Origin of the sequence: Alteromonas confluentis (assembly GCF_001757105.1) — a bacterium.
Taxonomy (GTDB): domain Bacteria; phylum Pseudomonadota; class Gammaproteobacteria; order Enterobacterales; family Alteromonadaceae; genus Alteromonas; species Alteromonas confluentis.
Genome location: NZ_MDHN01000029.1, coordinates 263,621 through 281,190 on the forward strand (window position 1 = coordinate 263,621; position 17,570 = coordinate 281,190).

Annotated in this window: 15 protein-coding genes; 6 read left to right on the forward strand and 9 right to left on the reverse strand. The window is 49.6% G+C overall.

Annotated elements, in window-relative coordinates:
* Positions 1–21 precede the first annotated feature (21 nt).
* From BFC18_RS12810 to BFC18_RS12825, 4 genes are read left to right on the forward strand one after another with little or no spacing between them, the layout of a single operon-like run.
* Complete coding sequence (locus tag BFC18_RS12810) at positions 22–903, forward strand: glucosamine kinase nucleotide-binding domain-containing protein (protein WP_070125943.1); 882 nt, start codon at positions 22–24, stop codon at positions 901–903.
* Positions 904–905: 2 nt separating this feature from the next.
* Positions 906–1,907 (forward strand): glucosamine-6-phosphate deaminase NagB-II, encoded by a 1,002-nt coding sequence (gene nagB-II / locus BFC18_RS12815; protein ID WP_070125944.1) that lies wholly within the window; start codon positions 906–908, stop codon positions 1,905–1,907.
* A gap of 5 nt (positions 1,908–1,912) precedes the next feature.
* On the forward strand, positions 1,913–3,034 hold the full coding sequence (nagA, locus tag BFC18_RS12820) for an N-acetylglucosamine-6-phosphate deacetylase (protein WP_070125945.1): 1,122 nt from the start codon (positions 1,913–1,915) through the stop codon (positions 3,032–3,034).
* Between the two features lie 44 nt (positions 3,035–3,078).
* On the forward strand, positions 3,079–4,401 hold the full coding sequence (locus BFC18_RS12825; RefSeq protein ID WP_070125946.1) for a sugar MFS transporter: 1,323 nt from the start codon (positions 3,079–3,081) through the stop codon (positions 4,399–4,401).
* A gap of 88 nt (positions 4,402–4,489) precedes the next feature.
* Here BFC18_RS12825 and BFC18_RS12830 read toward each other — a convergent pair whose 3' ends face one another.
* The 5 genes from BFC18_RS12830 to BFC18_RS12850 form a co-directional block, all read right to left on the reverse strand.
* Positions 4,490–5,182, reverse strand: a complete 693-nt coding sequence (locus BFC18_RS12830; protein ID WP_070125947.1) for a PEP-CTERM sorting domain-containing protein — start codon at positions 5,180–5,182, stop codon at positions 4,490–4,492.
* Between the two features lie 425 nt (positions 5,183–5,607).
* Positions 5,608–6,774, reverse strand: coding sequence for a mannonate dehydratase (uxuA, locus tag BFC18_RS12835; RefSeq protein WP_070125948.1), 1,167 nt, complete (start codon positions 6,772–6,774; stop codon positions 5,608–5,610).
* Between the two features lie 115 nt (positions 6,775–6,889).
* Positions 6,890–8,941 (reverse strand): FUSC family protein, encoded by a 2,052-nt coding sequence (locus BFC18_RS12840; protein WP_070125949.1) that lies wholly within the window; start codon positions 8,939–8,941, stop codon positions 6,890–6,892.
* 3 nt (positions 8,942–8,944) lie between these two features.
* Entirely contained in the window at positions 8,945–9,811 is an 867-nt protein-coding gene (locus tag BFC18_RS12845) for an efflux RND transporter periplasmic adaptor subunit (protein ID WP_070125950.1), read from the reverse strand.
* A gap of 1 nt (position 9,812) precedes the next feature.
* Complete coding sequence (locus BFC18_RS12850) at positions 9,813–10,013, reverse strand: DUF1656 domain-containing protein (protein WP_070125951.1); 201 nt, start codon at positions 10,011–10,013, stop codon at positions 9,813–9,815.
* Between the two features lie 124 nt (positions 10,014–10,137).
* Between BFC18_RS12850 and BFC18_RS12855 the strand changes: the two genes are divergently transcribed.
* Positions 10,138–11,109: a nucleoside hydrolase gene (locus tag BFC18_RS12855; RefSeq protein ID WP_070125952.1), complete on the forward strand. Its 972-nt coding sequence runs from the start codon at positions 10,138–10,140 to the stop codon at positions 11,107–11,109.
* Positions 11,110–11,111: 2 nt separating this feature from the next.
* On the opposite strand, the gene BFC18_RS12860 is transcribed toward BFC18_RS12855, so the two are convergent.
* The 4 genes from BFC18_RS12860 to azu all read right to left on the reverse strand — a co-directional run bounded on the left by BFC18_RS12860 (position 11,112) and on the right by azu (position 15,025).
* Positions 11,112–12,221 carry a hypothetical protein gene (locus BFC18_RS12860; protein WP_070125953.1) on the reverse strand — a complete coding sequence of 370 codons (1,110 nt, stop codon included), beginning with the start codon at positions 12,219–12,221 and terminating at the stop codon, positions 11,112–11,114.
* 67 nt (positions 12,222–12,288) lie between these two features.
* On the reverse strand, positions 12,289–12,948 hold the full coding sequence (locus tag BFC18_RS12865) for a tRNA-uridine aminocarboxypropyltransferase (protein ID WP_083273066.1): 660 nt from the start codon (positions 12,946–12,948) through the stop codon (positions 12,289–12,291).
* A 125-nt stretch (positions 12,949–13,073) separates the two neighbouring features.
* A complete protein-coding gene (locus BFC18_RS12870; protein WP_070125954.1) occupies positions 13,074–14,357 on the reverse strand; it encodes an alginate export family protein in 1,284 nt (427 codons plus the stop codon).
* Positions 14,358–14,584: 227 nt separating this feature from the next.
* Complete coding sequence (gene azu, locus BFC18_RS12875; protein ID WP_070125955.1) at positions 14,585–15,025, reverse strand: azurin; 441 nt, start codon at positions 15,023–15,025, stop codon at positions 14,585–14,587.
* A 444-nt stretch (positions 15,026–15,469) separates the two neighbouring features.
* Between azu and BFC18_RS12880 the strand changes: the two genes are divergently transcribed.
* A complete protein-coding gene (locus BFC18_RS12880) occupies positions 15,470–17,452 on the forward strand; it encodes a methyl-accepting chemotaxis protein (protein ID WP_070125956.1) in 1,983 nt (660 codons plus the stop codon).
* Positions 17,453–17,570: the final 118 nt, after the last annotated feature.

A 17,570-nucleotide genomic window follows, 5' to 3' on the forward strand; every position in this document is an offset into this window, starting at 1 on the left:
AGATTCAGTAAGGAATAGTTTTTGATTCATCAACAGTATTTTCTCGGCATCGACGGTGGCGGAACAAAGTGTAAGGCACGACTTGAGTCACAAAATGGTGAGCTGTTGGGCGAGGGCTTGTCTGGCCCGGCGAATCCGGCGCAGTCTGCCGACATCGCTTTCAACAGCATTATTGATGCCGCTGCACAGGCTGTAGCCTCAGCAAATCTGCCAACCGAAACGATTAAGACACTACATGTGTGTCTTGGTCTGGCCGGGGTAAATATTCCCGCTTACCGGGGTTTAGCTGAAGCCTGGAAACTGCCTTTCGCCAATACACTTCTGACCACCGACTTACATATCGCCTGTACAGGCGCTCACGGTGGCCAGGAAGGCGCAATTATGATCACCGGCACAGGGAGTTCAGCCTTTGCCAGCGTTGATAACGTGCATACTATAATGGGCGGTCACGGTTTTCCGCTGGGAGACAAAGCCAGCGGTGCCTGGCTGGGATGGCGCGCGCTCTCAGCCACGCTGGAATCCATGGATAACCTCATGCCATCAACACCACTGACAGACGCAGTTTGCGAACAACTACAAGCCTGTAAATCTGTAGACATTGTTGCAAAGGCCCTTCATTTTCGTTCATCTGATTACGCCGTTCTAGCCCCTTTAGTGGTAGCTCAGGCAAAACAAAACGAATCACTGGCAACATCGATTATTGAAGACGGCGCTACCTATCTGACTGCAGTTTTACTGCGTCTTTCTGAATTAAATCCACAGCGACTGACTATGATCGGCGGCCTGGCTTCATACTGGAGTGACCATCTGCCCGACAATATCCAGCGCCTTCTGAGTCCAGCGCTCTGTTCACCGGAGTACGGTGCAGTCGCGTTAGCCAGACAAGCATTTAAGGAGGCCTGACAATGGCTCTTGTAACAAAAATGGCGACCGAGGCCACAGAAACCCCTCAGGTATTCCGTAACCAACTGAAAGAAAACAGCACGCGTGTCACTGAGCTTGCTGAAGCAATTAAACAGCGTGATCCCGCATTTGTGTACATGATTGGTCGTGGCACCTCTGATCACGCCGGTGTATTTGGTAAATACCTGATTGAAACCGAACTGGGATTATCTGTTGCTGCCGCTGCGCCTTCGGTAAACAGCGTTTATGGTAAATCACTGCGTTTGAAAGATGCACTGGTGTTTGTGATTTCACAGTCTGGCCGCAGTCCTGACATTATCGCCCAGGCGAAAATGGCCAAAGCCCAGGGGGCGCTGTGTGTGGCGCTGGTGAATGATGAGAGTTCACCGCTGGCTGATGTAGTTGATTTTTTCATTCCGCTCAAAGCCGGCCCTGAACTGGCAATAGCCGCCACCAAGAGTTATCTGGCCAGCCTTTTTGCGCTGCTGCACATTGTTTCCAACTATGCTGACAACAAAGTGCTTGCTGAAGCGCTGGAGGCTTTACCTGCTCAAATGGAACAGACTATTGCGGCAGAACCGGTACTTAACGCAGAAGCACTCGGCCCGATGGAGAGATGCGTAGTGCTGGGTCGTGCTTTCGGTTATGCTGTTTCACGAGAAATCGCGTTAAAAATGAAAGAAGTATGCGGCATCCAGGCAGAAGCATTCAGTAGTGCTGAATTCCTGCACGGCCCTATTTCACTGCTTAACCGTGGTGTGGCCATTCTGGATGTGAATATTCCTGACGCCAGTAGCCCGTTCCACGAGGCCCAGATAGCCGAAGTGAAAAAGCGCGGTGCAACTGTGTTTCCGCTGTTTACTCCCCCGGATGATATTCACCCGCTGGTATCGCCACTGCTTATCATGCAGCGCTTTTATCTCGATATAGAAATCGCGGCCAGAAAACTGGATATGGACCCCGATAATCCAGTTGGCCTGAAAAAAGTGACTGAAACGGTTTAATTATCATGCGTTATTTTGCTCCACAGTTGTTCGACGGCACCACACTGCTTTCCGATGTCAGCTTTGACATTGAAGGTGGTAAGGTAGCTTCTCTGACCCCGGGTTCTGAAGCCGGTGATGCCACCGTTCTCGACGGGTTAGTAATGCCAGCAATGGTGGATATTCAGGTGAACGGTGGGGGTGGCGTTCAGTTTAACGAAGCACCAACACCAGAAACCCTGGAGCAAATGGCCGCGGCTTACCTTACTGTTGGTACCGGCAGCATTATGCCTACGCTCATCACCGATGATCTGGAAGTGATGAAACGCGGCGCTGATGCCATCGCCATTGCCCATGCCGACAATCCTGCAGCGATTCCCGGCGTGCACTTTGAAGGCCCGCACCTGTCGCAGGTTAAAAAAGGCATGCACAGCAGCAGCTTTATTCGTCCGCTAAGCGACGAAGAGTTTGCTGTTTTTACCCGTAAGGATTTAGGCGTAGTGCTGGTAACGGTAGCGCCTGAAATGGTTTCCCCGAAAGACATATCACGCCTGGTTGCAGCCGGAGTGATCGTATCTGTGGGTCATACCAATGCGGATTCAGAAACCTGTTTGCAGGCATTTGACGCTGGCGCGACCTCGGCCACTCACCTGTACAACGCCATGTCAGCGCTGAACAGCCGTGAACCGGGCGTTGTCGGCAGTGCTCTTTACCGCGACGATATATACTGTGGTCTGATTGTAGATCATCAGCATGTTCATCCTATCAGCGCTTCGCTTGCAATTCGCCTGAAGGGCGATGACAGGCTGATGCTGATCACTGATGCTATGGCACCGGCTGCCAGCGATGCAGACCATTTCATGTATCAAGGCATTAAAGTACTGCGTCAGGGCCCTACCCTGAAGCTTGCTGACGGCACGCTGGCCGGTTCGGTTCTGACCATGGAAGAAGCCATTCAGCATACTCATTTTGATTTAGGCTTCCCGCTGGAAAGCGTGCTGAAAATGGCTACCGCCACACCTGCTGCATTCCTCGGTTTAAGCGACACTCTGGGAGCACTGAAGCCTGGCGCTGCCGCAAACTTTATTACTCTTAACGACAAGCTTGGCGTCACCGCATACTGGCGGGACGGACATCGCATGTCGTAACACTTCCCGGGCGTCGCCCTGGTAATACGTTCAAAGGAAAAATAATGACAATAACTGAGCAAGCGACTCCAAAGAGTTCCACACTATTACCCATGTTCATCATCGGTACATTGTTTTTTGTATTCGGCTTTATCACCTGGCTGAACGGTGCACTTATTCCATTTCTGCAGATCGTCTGTCAGTTAAGCGGTACAGAAGCCCTGTTGATTTCGTTCAGTTTTTACATTGCCTACGTGGTGATGGCGTTGCCAATGTCCTTCGTACTCAATAAAACTGGCTATAAGAATGCCATGTCACTGGGTTTGGTAATGATCGCCGTTGGCTGCTTCCTGTTTGTACCTGCCGCCGAAGCGCAGACTTTCTTACTGTTCATTACCGCCCAGTTCATTGTAGGTTCGGGACTGACCATTCTTCAAACAGCGTCAAACCCTTATCTGGTAAAAATCGGACCGGCGGAAACCGCAGCGGCCCGTATTTCTATCATGGGTCTGCTGAACAAAGGCGCAGGCTGGCTGGCGCCTATCGTGTTTACCGCGCTGGTACTGGGTAACTTCGCCGATGTGTCTGCGCAGAGCATTGCGGCGTTACCGGCTGCTGAGCAACAGGTGCAGATCCAGCAGTTGGCTGACAGCCTGGTGTCGCCTTATATCGGTATGGGCGTTGCGCTGCTGCTCCTGGCTGTAACACTGCGTTTCTCTGGCCTGCCGGAACTGGATTTACATCAGGAAGACGACAAGCTTGATGCAGCTGGCGCGGCGCAGGGTTCTATCCTGCAGTTCCCGCAGCTGGTTCTGGGTGTAGTTGCGCTGTTCTGTTACGTGGGCGTTGAGGTAATTGCCGGAGATACTATTGGTCTTGCTGGTGCAGCGCTGAATGTAGATGGTCATATCGGCCTGACGTCCTACACGATGTTTTTCATGGTGATTGGTTATACCTTGGGTCTGCTGCTTATCCCCCGCGTGCTCACGCAACACCAATTACTGACACTGTCTGCGGCGCTGGGCATTATTCTGGCCGCGTTGATCCCGTTCACCAGCCCTGAAAGCGACACCCTCGCAGCGATTTTATGGGGCTGGACGGGCATAAGCACATTACCTGACCCAATTACGCTGATTGCCCTGATGGGTTTGGCGAATGCTATTGTATGGCCTGCGGTATGGCCGCTGGCTCTGGAAGGTCTGGGACATTTTACCGCGCGCGGTTCAGCCCTGCTGATCATGGGTATTGCCGGTGGTGCCGTTCTGCCAATGATATTCGGTGCCATCGCCGACAGCGCTGGCGTGCTTAACGCCTACTGGATGACCATTCCGTGTTACGGCTTCATTCTATTCTATGCTGTTAAAGGATGCCGACTGACGAAGTGGTAGTGCCGGGTTAGTTATTCAGGACGGGTCAGACCAAATAAAAAAGCACTGGCATTGCGGCCAGTGCTTTTTTGATTCTGCCAGAGCTGTCTTACTTCGCTTTTATGCTGAATTTGCGAGAAGCAAATCCCATCAGGCTCAAAGCTAATACTGCTAGTGTGGATGGCTCAGGCACAGTCGTTGGTGGCTGAATCGCATCAAACGTATTTACTTGAAAATTACCGACAGAGTAGCTATCGAACTCGGATACATCACCAGCGGTCGCTCCTCTATAATATCGACCTACAGCATTCGGGTTATTATTCCCGTAAACAAGGTTCTGGTCATACGTAAAGTCATTTACAGGACCATTGGTATTCAGAAAGTCGACAATAAGACCGCCACCATTAAAGGTAAAAGTATTTGTTGCCGTAAAAATCAGATCGTAATTTCCCACGACGGTATCACCATAAAAGCCCGCTCCCAGACTCGATACGAAGGAAAATCCAGCAGCAGTGGTGCCGCCGTTAACGGTGGTAGCAGATAACGACAGGTCAAATGAAAGCTCGCTATCGTTTACCGCGCCAATATCGAAAGCAATAGTGTCACCAACATTCAGCGTGAACGCGTCAATATCCTGATAAACAAACCCCATATGAGGACCGTAAGAATCAGGGCAGCCGAAAGGTATGCAGTTACCTACGTTCTGAGTAGCGCCTTCATAAGTTAAAAGACCAGCATTCGCCATGCCACTGGTAGCTAAAGCAAAACAAGCCACTAAGCTTTTAAAAAATTTGTTGTTCATTTGCGTTTCCTTCTTAAGCACAACCTACCAAACAGAATTATTCAGCAGAGCTAAAGTGATACTTTATTAGTATTATACAATTGACGTACCAATATTGTATTAGCTATTAAAAACAGGAAGTTAAGATAACTTGCAAATTTTCAGATTTGTGACCTTGGAAAATTTCCTGACATATTGTGGATATGTGAGGCGACCAGCCGGAAGAGAAGGCGATGGTTAAGCTGATGGCGCAACCCTGTGGCCGCACGATCTTTTAGTTTAGCGCCGCAATCCCGAGCGCATTAATTCGTGATGAGCGTCGCGAGCGAAGAGAGAACAAGGCAAAAGTTCTCGAAAAACCGCAGTTTACTGGCTGTTAAATGAGGATTTTGAGAGAACTTTTAACGCCGTAATCTTGAGTGCAGCAGCTCATCAGCCATCAGCCCTTAGCGGGCCGACATATAAGAAACCGCCCTAATCAACCCCCGCAACTCTGCTAAACCTTTAAGACGGCCAAGATATGAATATCCCGGCTTCAAGCCTTCTTTACCCTGTTCATCAGATAACGTGTGACCGTGGTCAGGGCGCATTGGGATTTGGCAACCAATGGAAGATTCACAATTAAGTAGTGCCTGCACCAGCCCTACCATGTCGTTGTCGCCGTCGAGGTGGGCGGCTTCGTAGAAAGAACCGTCTTCCTCGCGGGTCACGTTGCGCAGATGGACAAAGTAAATGCGGTCTTTGAATGCGTTTACCATGGCAATCAGGTCGTTGTCGCCACGGGCACCGTAAGAGCCGGCGCACATGGTCAGGCCATTTGCCGGGCTGTCTACGGCTTTAAGTAAACGTTCTGCATCGCTTTGAGTGGACACTACGCGGGGCAGGCCAAACAGCGAGAACGGCGGATCATCAGGGTGAATACACATCTTCACGCCGGCTTCTTCCGCGACTGGGATGATGGCTTCGAGGAATTCGTACAGGCTGGTGCGCAGGCCATCTTCCCCCATGTCGATGAACTGTTGAATGGTATCGCGAATACCTTCGCGGTCGTAAGAACCCTCACCACCTGGTAAACCGGCAATGATGTTCTTCTCAAGGCCAACACGCTCTTCTTCGCTCATGGCGTCGAAGCGGGCTTTGGCTTTTTCCAGCATGGCGGGTGTGTAGTCTTTTTCTGCGCCCTGACGCTGCATCACAAATACATCATAAGCGGCGAAATCAGAATACTCGAAACGCAGCGCGTAGCTTTTATCGGGTAACTGGTAAGTCAGGTTTGTGCGGGTCCAGTCTACTACCGGCATGAAGTTGTAACATACAGTAGTCACACCGGCCGCGCCTACATTGCGAATAGACTGCTTGTAGTTTTCGATTAGCTGTTTGTAATCGCCAGTACGGCTCTTGATATCGTTGTGAACAGGAATGCTTTCAATAACATCCCAGTTCATGCCTGACGCTGCGATTTCAGCCTTACGACGCTTAACCAGTTCCAGCGGCCACACGTCGCCGGTGGGAATTTCATGCAACGCAGTAACAATGCCGGTGGCACCCGCCTGACGAATTTTTTCCAGAGTAATGCTGTCGGATGGTCCAAACCAGCGCCATGTTTCAATCATATCTCAACCCATTTTGGTCATGCCAATTTCAGTTAAGATACAATAAAAATCCCGTATCAACAAACCTAAAACTCATTTTGGCCTTACCAAATTGCATTTTAGGATCTGAATGAATTTACGTTTTGGCGTCGTTGATCATGTCAGCAGTGCGCTGGAACGTGTAATGCAGGCGGGTAAATATACCGTGTAATAAAGCCAGATTGTCTTGAGGCGCGCCTTCAGAGCGTAGTTTTTCCAATATGCGCTGATTAATACCAGCAAGGTGGTCGCGCTTATCCCCTTTCGATGCAGCCAGAAATGATTCCGCTAACGCTTGCTGCCACAGTTGCTTCATCTGCGTAAGCGAATGCTCACTTACGCCAGTTAACTGTCGCTGCATACGCATGGAAACATGCCCCAGATTCAGACCGGTAAGGCCAAGATCGGTTAAGGTTCGATATCCGGAAGTCATATTCTGCTCATAGCTGGTTAACCGTAATAAGCGATCTGACATTCGCGAGTTAAACCACTCCTCATCATGTCCAGGGCTACCTAATTTGAGCAAATCCTGGTAGGTGACAGACAGTAAACGCCGCTGCATCCACTCTGCACCAGGGCCAGCAAACAGTTTGAAAACCCAGTACAGCAGCATAATGCCAGATAAAATGGCCAGCGCGCTGCTGGCAGTGAAATCGATGGACAGTGAGTTACTCATGTCATTGGCGGGCTGGACAAGAATGACAAAGGGAATGCAAAAACCAATGCCTAGCGTGAGAGTAGTCCGGTTTGCAAGCAGCATTAAACCCAGGAAAAAAGGCGGCGCAAGAATGAGAATGAGCATGGGAAAGTCGCCACTGCTCTGCGCTATCAGGTTGAGGGCATAGAAAATAGCCACCGGCACGGCCACGCAGGCACCAATTAAAATACCTCTTATTGCTTTGGTGACAATTACCGGCGCAAGGCGGGCAAACATAATGGAGAAGATAACCGGTAGAATCATTAGCATGACAGAAGCGGGCGAGCCGGTTCCTACCCACAGTACCGCGCCCAGACTAAATACCAAAAAGGACCGAAAACCTGTGGTCAACGCCACCAGCCAATCGCGGTGAGGTTTTAAACTTTCCGCTCGCAGGCTAGTGGGCTTACCTTGCTCTAGCGCCCGGTAGGCACGGAGAATAAGCACCAAATCTGAAACCAGTTCCTGGGCGGTTTTGCATAGTCTGAATTCCAGCGTTGTCAGCGGCTGAGACTGAAACAGTTTGCTCCAATTCCGACGCTGCTTCTGCGCAATTTCATAGCATTCATCAAAGCTCTTCAGGCTGCCGATAAGGGCAAGGTCACCACGCAATTGTCCTAGCAACGACTGCATGCTGTCAGAAAGCAGCTCAGGGTTATTACGCTGAAGTCGTCCGAAAATCTGCACGACCGCAATCAACGACAAAACCTTATTACAAATTACCGTGGCCGCCCGGGACTTACCCGGCCCTGTCGGCCCTTCAAATTTTACCGCGCTTGAGTCGTCGTTAAGCGCTGTCAGTGATTGCAACACACTATCGATGTTCTTGTGGCGCTCTTCGTGGGAACCATTTGGATCTAACTCCAGCGTAAGGTAATCCATCGTTTGATTAATCGCATTTTTCGCATGCACTACCAGTACGTTTTCTACCCGCTGAGGCCACAGGAATACTGCCACCACCATGGCGCACAGTGAACCGATGATCAGCTCGGCAACTCGTGACTGGGCGATATCAAAAATACTCTGACTACTTACTGTGGCCGGCTGTGACATGGTGAGCAGAATGATGATGCAGGGCGTCACGCACATCATGGCAAAGAAGTAGATAAAGTTTATCCGTCGCATGAATGCTGAAAGACTGGAGTTCAGTAACAACCAGAAGGCTAAGCAGGTGAGCGCTACTTCAGGGAATCCGCTGAAGTAATGCAGCACCAATAGGGCATACGCGCCGCCGATGAGGGTTCCGAGGATTTGGCAAACCGTTTTCTCCAGCACCATGCCTGCTTCTGGGCGCACCTGCAGAAACACTGCGGAGACCAGTGCCCAGTACGGGCGATCGAGATCCATCCACATGGCTACGTAGAGTGAAATACTCATGGAGATCACGCCTTTCAGCGCAAAAATCAACGACGCACGGCTTGGCTTGAGATAAGTCGCCAGAATGGGAGACAAGTTTTACTCTCCGTCTGATGCTAACCGGATGGACGCCGTCATCCCCGCCACCAGCCGGGTATCCTTTGGAATTTCCTTAAGTTCGATATCCACGGGAACACGCTGGGCAAGACGAACCCAGTTAAAGGTTTGCTGCACCTGAGGCAATAACTGCCCGTTGGCAGAAGTGTTTGTATCAGCAATGGCATTACCAATGCTTTTCACCGTACCGGTAATGGGTTTACCGCCACTCATCAGCGTAATGGTCGCTTTCTGGCCTTCATGAATAAGAGGCAGCTTGGTTTCTTCAAAATAGCCGGTGACATAGATAGAGTTGGCTGCGACCACGGAGAGTACCGGCGAGCCCTGGGACACGTAGTTCCCTTCCCGTAGGGTCAGATTCACTATCGTGCCATCTACCGGTGAAGTAATGGATGCCCGTTCCAGGTCGATTTGCGCGCTGGCCAGATTGGCTTTGGCTAAATCCAGCGAAGCTTCTGCCATGTCAGCACTAATGCGGCTACTTTCTAATTCTTCTGCGCTGATACTATTGCTTTGACGCAATTTCTCCCGCCGACTAAATTCGTGCCGAGCCAGCTCCAGCGCGAGGGTTTCGTTTCGCACCTGGGCCTGTAATTCGTCCACCACAGCCTGATAGCGTTTAACATCGACCTGAAAAATCACATCGCCTTTCTTCACCTGCTGATTGTCCTGAACGGCGAGCTTTGTCACCCAGCCAGACACATCCGGCGCAATGGTAATAATATCAGCCTGCACTTTGCCATCTCGGGTCCAGGGCGAATACAGGTAATGATCCCACACCCAGCGACCCGACATAACTGCCGCAACGATAACCGCTAACGTAATAATAATTCTGATGATTTTTTGCATTTTAACCTGCCAGCAATTTCACCGTGAGGGCCAGATAGCACACAAACAGTGCCACTTCGAACCAGGGTGGTTTCCACAATTTCTGATAAAGTCCGGTAGCATACAAGGCGTAGCGGGTGAGCAAAGACAGGACAAACGCCAGCGGGATCATTACGACCATTGGGCTGAAAAGCATACCACCGAAAGATAGTTCGCTAAGCACGGGAACTCCGGATAAATGGCTTTGCTGCTAACCCGGTGCCTTTTCGGGTAAACAAAGCTGAATCAACTTAAATAATATTGTTATTCTAGGGCAGAAAGGATCAATAACCTATAAGGCTAACGCCATGATTTCGCCAAAATTTATGATACGGGCCTATCTGATTTTATCGCTATGTTTATTTTCCGCATTGATTAGTGCCAAACCCGTGCCTGTTATTTTCGACACTGACATTGGCAGCGACATCGACGACGTATTTGCACTCTCTCTTATACTCAAAAGCCCGGAACTGGATCTTAAACTCATTACAACGGTGTCTGGCGATACACACTACCGTGCGAAGGTGGCGGCAAAATTTCTGCAAGTTTCCAAAAGAACAGACATTCCTGTTGCTCCCGGCCGCCCCGCGCAGGCTACGGCGGAGTTTCTTCACCCGTGGATAAACGATTTTTCAACGACTACCTACCCAGGCGATATAAAAAAAGACGGCATCGCAGAAATCATCAGTTTGCTAAAAGCCGCTGAAAACCCCGTTACCATTATTGTGGCCGGGCCAATGACGAATATTGCCGAGGTCTTACAGCGCGTCCCAGAACTGGCAGCAAAAATGCGACTTGTTGGCATGCACGGCAGCATTTACAAAGGTTACGACGACAACCCGGTGGCAGAATACAATGTACAGAGCGATGTAGCCGCTTTTCAGTACGTACTTCACGCCAATGTTGCTGATATTAGTATCGCGCCGCTAGACGCATGCCGGGACATGCTTATCGATGGCGCTCAGTATCAAGCGCTTAAGAACAGTCACGACCCACAGCTTTCTGCATTATTCGACATTTACCCCATTTGGGCCGAGCGGGTTACCTGGGATAAAGCCGATTACCTTAATGCGCGCTCGTCTGTGCTTTTCGACACCGTGGCTGTGTATCTCGCCCTACCCGACCATGCATGGCTGCCCACAGAAAGCGTAAGCCTCATGGTTACTAACGACGGCTTCACTCAGCCTGCTGAAAACGGTGTAGAGGTAAACGCCGCACTACGCTGGGGAAACCTGCCGGCTTTTAAAACCTGGTTCACCCAACGCATGCTAAAGCACTAGTCTCAGGAAATTAAATCATGCATCCAGTTCAGTGATGGCAACTGCCGGTCTGGCTGATAGAAGAGGCGGTTCAGACGACCAAGAAGATTTACCGTACGACTGGGATCATGGCCTTTCAGACGGTCACTTTCGGTCGCGAGGAATTCCCAGGGCTGTAAATCCAGCTCATCGATTTCCTCACGCGTCACGCCCAATGCCTTGATGGTAGACAATATGCGCTCTGTTTTACTTTCTGTAAGTGGAATAATGTCGTTGCCATACATATCGCGAAGCGGCGCATTCACAGCTTCCAGCGTATGATTAATGGCGGCCCACACGGCATCATGGTCGAAGGCGGCATTACGCGGTGCGTAGTACCCTTCCACTTCCCATTCCAGTTCGGCGTTGCTTACCGCAATAGAGCTCTCCGCCTCGGGAGAAAACGATAAATCCGGGCGCGCACCAATGTTGTACGTATCAACACTCAGCGCTACACAAATAACTAGGTCGCCGCAAACGTCAGGGTTCTGGTAAAGGGCTTCAAATGCCGCCCGTTTTACGCCCATCCAGCCGTGCACTCGCGAAGGCTGCTCAACGAACTCCCTCACGTCATGGGGTAAATCTTCACCGTAACGGTCGATGAGCAATGGCAGTGGAGACTGATCAGGTGCCTCTTCGGGCATCCACACTTCATACTCCTGACGGTTGTCGCCCTTGCCCCGACTTTTAATGCCGTAAGACAGGTTTACCGGACGACAAATACTGCGGTCTTCATCTACTTTATGGAAATACTCAGAGCGCATGCGTTTAATAAATGGCGCATCAAGACCAGCCAAAGCAGCGGTGGGATAGCGATAACCAATTTCACTGTGCTCTACCATAGAGAGGCCCGGAATGGCATTGGCGAGCTTGCTTCTGACACCTTTGAAGTGATGCACATTGGGCATCACAATACTGCGCTCGGGCTCGATAGTCAGACGACTCCCATCGGTAGCAATAAACTTCGGGGTTTTATTGAATACATAGTTTTTCAGACCCTGCGCCTCTACCGCCAGATCACGGTACCGGTGCAATTCACTGAAAAGTGCAGTGTGATTACGAATATGCTTGAACAACGGGCGATATAACGTCATATACTTCTTCCATGCTGCGACAACAATTTCAGTTTGCCACAAAAATTCACTGTGGCTACGCCTATTTTTACGTTCGCGCCTTGCTATGCGGTTTACCCGCCAGATATTTTTCTCTGAAGTGGCTAAAGTAGTCTTGCAGAATGGCCGCTGCGCCAGGCTCGCCAGCCAGCTTTAGCACCTCAATGCCGACTTCAGCAGTACACAGTTGAAAATCCCTTGTAGCTTCCCGCAATGCGTAATCTGACAATGCCTGAGGCTGTATACCCAAAACAGGCAAATGCTGAAGGTACGCGCTCTTACGGAACATGCGTCCGGCCTCACGCCAGGTACCATCGAGCATAATAAAAAGCGGCGTTTTTCCTGTCGCAACAGGGGCACTATGAATACACCGTTCAGGTGCAGCGTTTTCATGAGGAAAAATAATTACGGGCATGTATCGGTTGTCGTTTAGCAGTGCCAATAACTCAGGTTGCGGTTCGGTTCGCGACCAATTGAAGGCAAAGTTGTTTTTTGCCACGTCCGCAATTAATCGGCCTGTATTGGAAGGTTTGTACGACTCGCCTTTGGCCATCAGAAAAAGAAAGGCGCTTTCAGCAACCGGCGCGGGGCGCACCGAACAAATACACTGTTTCTGTGGCAATAAACACCCATCACAACGAACAACCCGACTCCCACGTGTAACAAACGGTCGGGTAGAACGTGACAGTTCATCCAAACGCAAGGCCATTACAGAATTATGCAAAGTCGGATTAGCCAAAGGGTACGTGCTCGAAGTGAAAACTGAATCAATGAAAGAAGCGCGCAGTTTACCAGTTGCATGACAACCAGCAAACGCTGCGCGCGTAACAAAATTTAGAACGAGTAGAGAAAAGCGGTGTAGGCAAATTGACTGTCGTCGGCATAATCACCTGCTTCCAGGGCATCGCCTTTGTGCAAGTAAGCGCCACCAAATTCCAACCTCAAATCTGGTAACGCTTTATAACGCCAGCGAACTTCAAGTTGCTGACCCATAAAGTCATCAGCCCCGGCTTCCACCTTGTCATACCAAACGGCTTTGTAGCCCACCATAACTTCGTGTTTATCGACTTTAGTGACGCTTCGCAAACCAGGAGCAATAATATTGCTACGACGGAACCCTTGATAAACGTCGGTGGGACCAAAATCGAACCGGCGAACACCGTACAAACTATCAGGCGAATGAACTGTATCGTCATCACTGTTGTTGTCACCGCTGGCATAGTCTATTTCTGCCCGTAAAAAGGTCGAGTCGTTCACTTTTCTACCAATATGACCATGGGCCATCCAAGCTCTCACATCCAGATCTGTCATATCGTCTGCAGCCGTAGTTTGCCGGGTCGTGCCCGTCTGACCAATCAGTTCAGCATTGGCCTTCCAACCATTACCGATGGTCGTAGAATACTCCGCCGCTAAGGTATACAAATCGCGATTGCGAGTGGCTAAATCCGCGCCGTCGCTCTCTTTGAACCAGTAACTATGCAGGTTCCAGGCTTTCTCTGGTGAAGTGGCGTAGAAGCCGAAAATTTTGCGCTCACTGTAGCTCTTATCGAATGCCCGTTCGTTGTCCTCGATGAGTGCAGACGCTGATGGCAAACGACTTACCGGCAGCAAGTAGAAACCGCGAATTGCCCACTTTTGGTATTCAGTATCAACCGTGATGCCGTCGAAGGCATTTTGTGTATTGCGATAAACGCCGCGGGCCAGTAAACGGCGGCTGCCGTGATCCAGCGTCATACGCCCTACGGTTACCGACTTCACGTATTCATTTACGTCGCTGTAGCGCAAGAAAAATTGCAGTGGTTCAAGGGTATTTACCTGCGACGACGTTAAACTGGGGTCATTGTCATCGAGAAATGCACGGGAATCCTGGATCTCCACCGTTGCATTCCAGTGCTCCCACTTCGCCTGCCCTTTCAGTAACACCCGGGACGATATTCGATCATTTGACCGGCTACGCGTGCTGGCATCAGTGGGAAAAATCGGATTCTGTAGCGTTTCATAGCGTAACCGGTAGGAACCACTGAAATCGAAGTTAATATCAGAAGCATAAGACGGTGCAGCCAACCACGCAGACGCGCAAAGGAGTGCGCCTTTAATAAGAACTAAACGGGACAACATGGAAAAACCTTTAAGAAGTAATACTAACCGGGATTGCTAACAGACTTTTATCTTAGTACAGATTTCAGGCAGTTGCTGCCAGTAGGACGGCACAGAGCTGATAGCTGGCTAAATTATGCGCCTTAGTGAAGAAATAATAAATGGGTTCAGGATCAAAAAAAGGTCAGACACCATGAGTGACCTGACCTTTCTTTCGTCGTTACGTATTACTTAACAGACAGTAAGTATTACTTAACAGACAGTGTGCCTTTCATTACGCCGATGTGGCCAGGGAAAGAGCAGAAGAACGTGTACGCTTCACTTGCAGACAGTTTGCTTACGTCAAACGTTACTGACGTTTCTTCACCGCCGCCGATGACTTTAGTTTTAGCTAAAACGCGCTCGTCACCCGCTTTCAGGTAATCTGCTGCCAGGCCAGCACCTACGCCGTCACCAGCAATGGCTTGGGCATCAGCTGTCTTAGACAGAACCCAGTTGTGACCCATCACTTCTTTTGGCAGAGTACCGGTGTGCTTCAGGGTAACTGTGTACTCTGAGCAGCTAGCAGGCACTGACATTTCAGCCATGTTGAATTGCATCATGTCGTTACTTTCGATAGTCGCGGCGCACTCTTCACCGAATGCAAAACCACTAAACAGTACTGTTGCGGCAACAATTAGTTTTTTCATCGTTTACTTCCCATTTATAAGATTGTGGTTGTTTTACCAAACATTAACTTTCGTGTATAGGTTTTACCCGCTTTACTTAAGCCGAAGTAATGATTGCCTGCGTCAGAGACACGGGTGCTGATTGCAGTAGATACGTCGGCGCGGGTTAGAACGGTTTACTTGTGGTGAAAAAGCCGATGCCCGGTCGACTTTTCGCTGGTTTACACCAGCAAGAATAAACATGCTACCGAGTTTCTCACTAGGATGACAACTAAACTATGTGATGAATTTCATCATCCTATCGGGCATATATCCTCAAAACGCATCGAAAGCACCTGAGAATTTTTATTTTCAGCAAAACTCGCTGATTTCCTGACACTTACTATACTCAGTTAAAAACACCTTTCAGCAAATTAAGTGATATTGCATATCGATACAGGCCGGAGGCCAGATAAGGAAAGTTTCGTGAATTTGCTAAAACGATTTTCGCTTGTGCAGTTAACACTGCTTAGTGCTGCATTACTGTTTTTATTCGCTTTGTTTTTGGTAGGAAAAAACATTCTTACCACAACTATTAAACTTAACGGTGCCCATGACGATATTCAGCTAATTCGTCTTTTAGATGCGCTTGAAAAAACAGCACATCACCATGCGGTTGAACGTGGCTTGACGGCGGGCTTTCTTGGCTCTGGCAGCGATGAGGCGCGGGCAAAGATGCTTGCACAAAGAGACAAGGCCGATGCTGCGGAATCACAACTTCAAGGTCTATTAAAAGAAGACTGGCCGGCTGAATTTGCGGTGTCCAGTAAAACCGCGGTGCTGTCGAAAATTCTGCAATCGAAAGGAAAGATTCGTGGCGAAGTTAATAATCGCAATGGCAGTAATGCATTTGCCTATTACAGCCTGCTGAATAAATCCGCTTTGGATGCGGTAACATCCCTTACCTTCAATATTTCCAGCGCACAAGCTGCGTCTGAACTGGCCAACGCGGTGCAGTTTGCCTGGCTGAAAGAGCGACTTGGCCAAGTACGTGGCAAAGTAAACGGAGTATTAGCAAAGCAATCGCTAAGTCAGGCTGCGCTATCTGACATCAGCAGTTATAGCAATGACATTGGCTATATTCACCGACAGCTTAAGAACATTTTATCCGGCCAGGAGCTTACCGCGTTTTCAAATGTCTCCGACTCGTCTAACAGCGGGCTTATAGAAAGTGTTGTAACGGCACTTCAGAAAGGCAATGTGGATTACGCCGTGCTGCCATCATCAGCCGATTGGTTTAAAGCATCCACACAACAAATCGGCGCAGTAAAAGGCCTCCTTGACGAACAGTGGCGCGCCATTGGAAACACTGCAGAAAAGAATGCCAGCGATGCGGATTTCCAGCTTATCACTATCATCGTGCTTTCTATTATTGTTACGGTTTTAATCGGCAGTATTTATTTCTATATGATTTCAATGCTGTCGAAACAACTTCAGACCTTATCTGACAATCTGAATAGAGCCAGTGACGGCGATCTCACCGTCCGCCCGCGACTGAACAGTGATAACGAGCTGGGTGCTATTTCTGTTTACATTGAGAAGACCATTGCCAATATTAAAGATCTCATTGTGCATCTGAAAGAATCGTTGATTGTCTCGAACCGGATTGGCGATGATCTATATAAGTCGACGGAAGTGATTTTGCATGATGCCGACGATACTTCGAGCCGTGCAATGACAATCTCGTCAGCCATAGAAGAAATGGCGGCCACCAGCGAAGAAATCGCCCGCGCGACCTCTAACACCTTAGATGCCAGCCAACAATTGAAGGACATTGCGCAAAGTTCATTGCAAGCCAACCGCAACATCAAATCTGCAATGCAAGGGCTGACCAAAGAGATGGGCGACGTATCTGCGCAAGCGCAAACGATGGGACAACAAATGTCCGAAATTGGCAGTATTATCAATACCATTAACAAACTCTCAGAGCAGACCAACTTACTCGCGCTGAATGCGGCCATTGAAGCGGCGAGAGCCGGTGAACACGGGCGTGGCTTTGCTGTGGTTGCCGACGAAGTGCGCCAACTCGCCACGGCCAGTCGTGAGTCCACCGACAAAATATCCGATCTGCTTGATAACCTGACCAATGTAAGTAACGCGGTAATTAGCGGCATTAACAGTAATAACGAGCGTGCGACCGCTTCACTGGCAACCACAGAAGAAGGTGAAAAGGCTGCTGAACAGGTTCAACGCCGCGCAGAAGAACTGGAGCAACAGGCAAACTCAATGTCTGCAGCAACAGAGGAACAATCCACCACTGCCCGCGACATCGCTAAAAACGTAGCAAGTGTGCAGGAAGCCGCCACCCACGAAGCAAAAATGGCAGAAGCATTGAACCGGTTAGCTGAAGAGCTTAGACAAAATAATCAGGAACTCGACAAAACCATGGGGCATTTCCGCCTACGTTGATTCCGACAATGGTGATGGACTGCTTGCTACCAACATGTGTCACCAATAGGGAAATTGGCTTGACACTCTGGCCTATCTCGTTGAATGTGGTTAGTTAATCTAGCCAGCTAAAAAATTT

Bases quoted from the DNA above. Each gene is read 5' to 3' on its own strand.
- nagB-II (WP_070125944.1), top strand. From the start codon at position 906: ATGGCTCTTGTAACAAAAATGGCGACCGAGGCCACAGAAACCCCTCAG.
- nagA (WP_070125945.1), top strand. From the start codon at position 1,913: ATGCGTTATTTTGCTCCACAGTTGTTCGACGGCACCACACTGCTTTCC.
- azu (WP_070125955.1), bottom strand. From the start codon at position 15,025: ATGAAAAAACTAATTGTTGCCGCAACAGTACTGTTTAGTGGTTTTGCA.
- BFC18_RS12855 (WP_070125952.1), top strand. From the start codon at position 10,138: ATGATTTCGCCAAAATTTATGATACGGGCCTATCTGATTTTATCGCTA.
- BFC18_RS12830 (WP_070125947.1), bottom strand. From the start codon at position 5,182: ATGAACAACAAATTTTTTAAAAGCTTAGTGGCTTGTTTTGCTTTAGCT.
- BFC18_RS12860 (WP_070125953.1), bottom strand. From the start codon at position 12,221: ATGACGTTATATCGCCCGTTGTTCAAGCATATTCGTAATCACACTGCA.
- BFC18_RS12865 (WP_083273066.1), bottom strand. From the start codon at position 12,948: ATGGCCTTGCGTTTGGATGAACTGTCACGTTCTACCCGACCGTTTGTT.
- BFC18_RS12845 (WP_070125950.1), bottom strand. From the start codon at position 9,811: ATGCAAAAAATCATCAGAATTATTATTACGTTAGCGGTTATCGTTGCG.
- BFC18_RS12825 (WP_070125946.1), top strand. From the start codon at position 3,079: ATGACAATAACTGAGCAAGCGACTCCAAAGAGTTCCACACTATTACCC.
- uxuA (WP_070125948.1), bottom strand. From the start codon at position 6,774: ATGATTGAAACATGGCGCTGGTTTGGACCATCCGACAGCATTACTCTG.
- BFC18_RS12870 (WP_070125954.1), bottom strand. From the start codon at position 14,357: ATGTTGTCCCGTTTAGTTCTTATTAAAGGCGCACTCCTTTGCGCGTCT.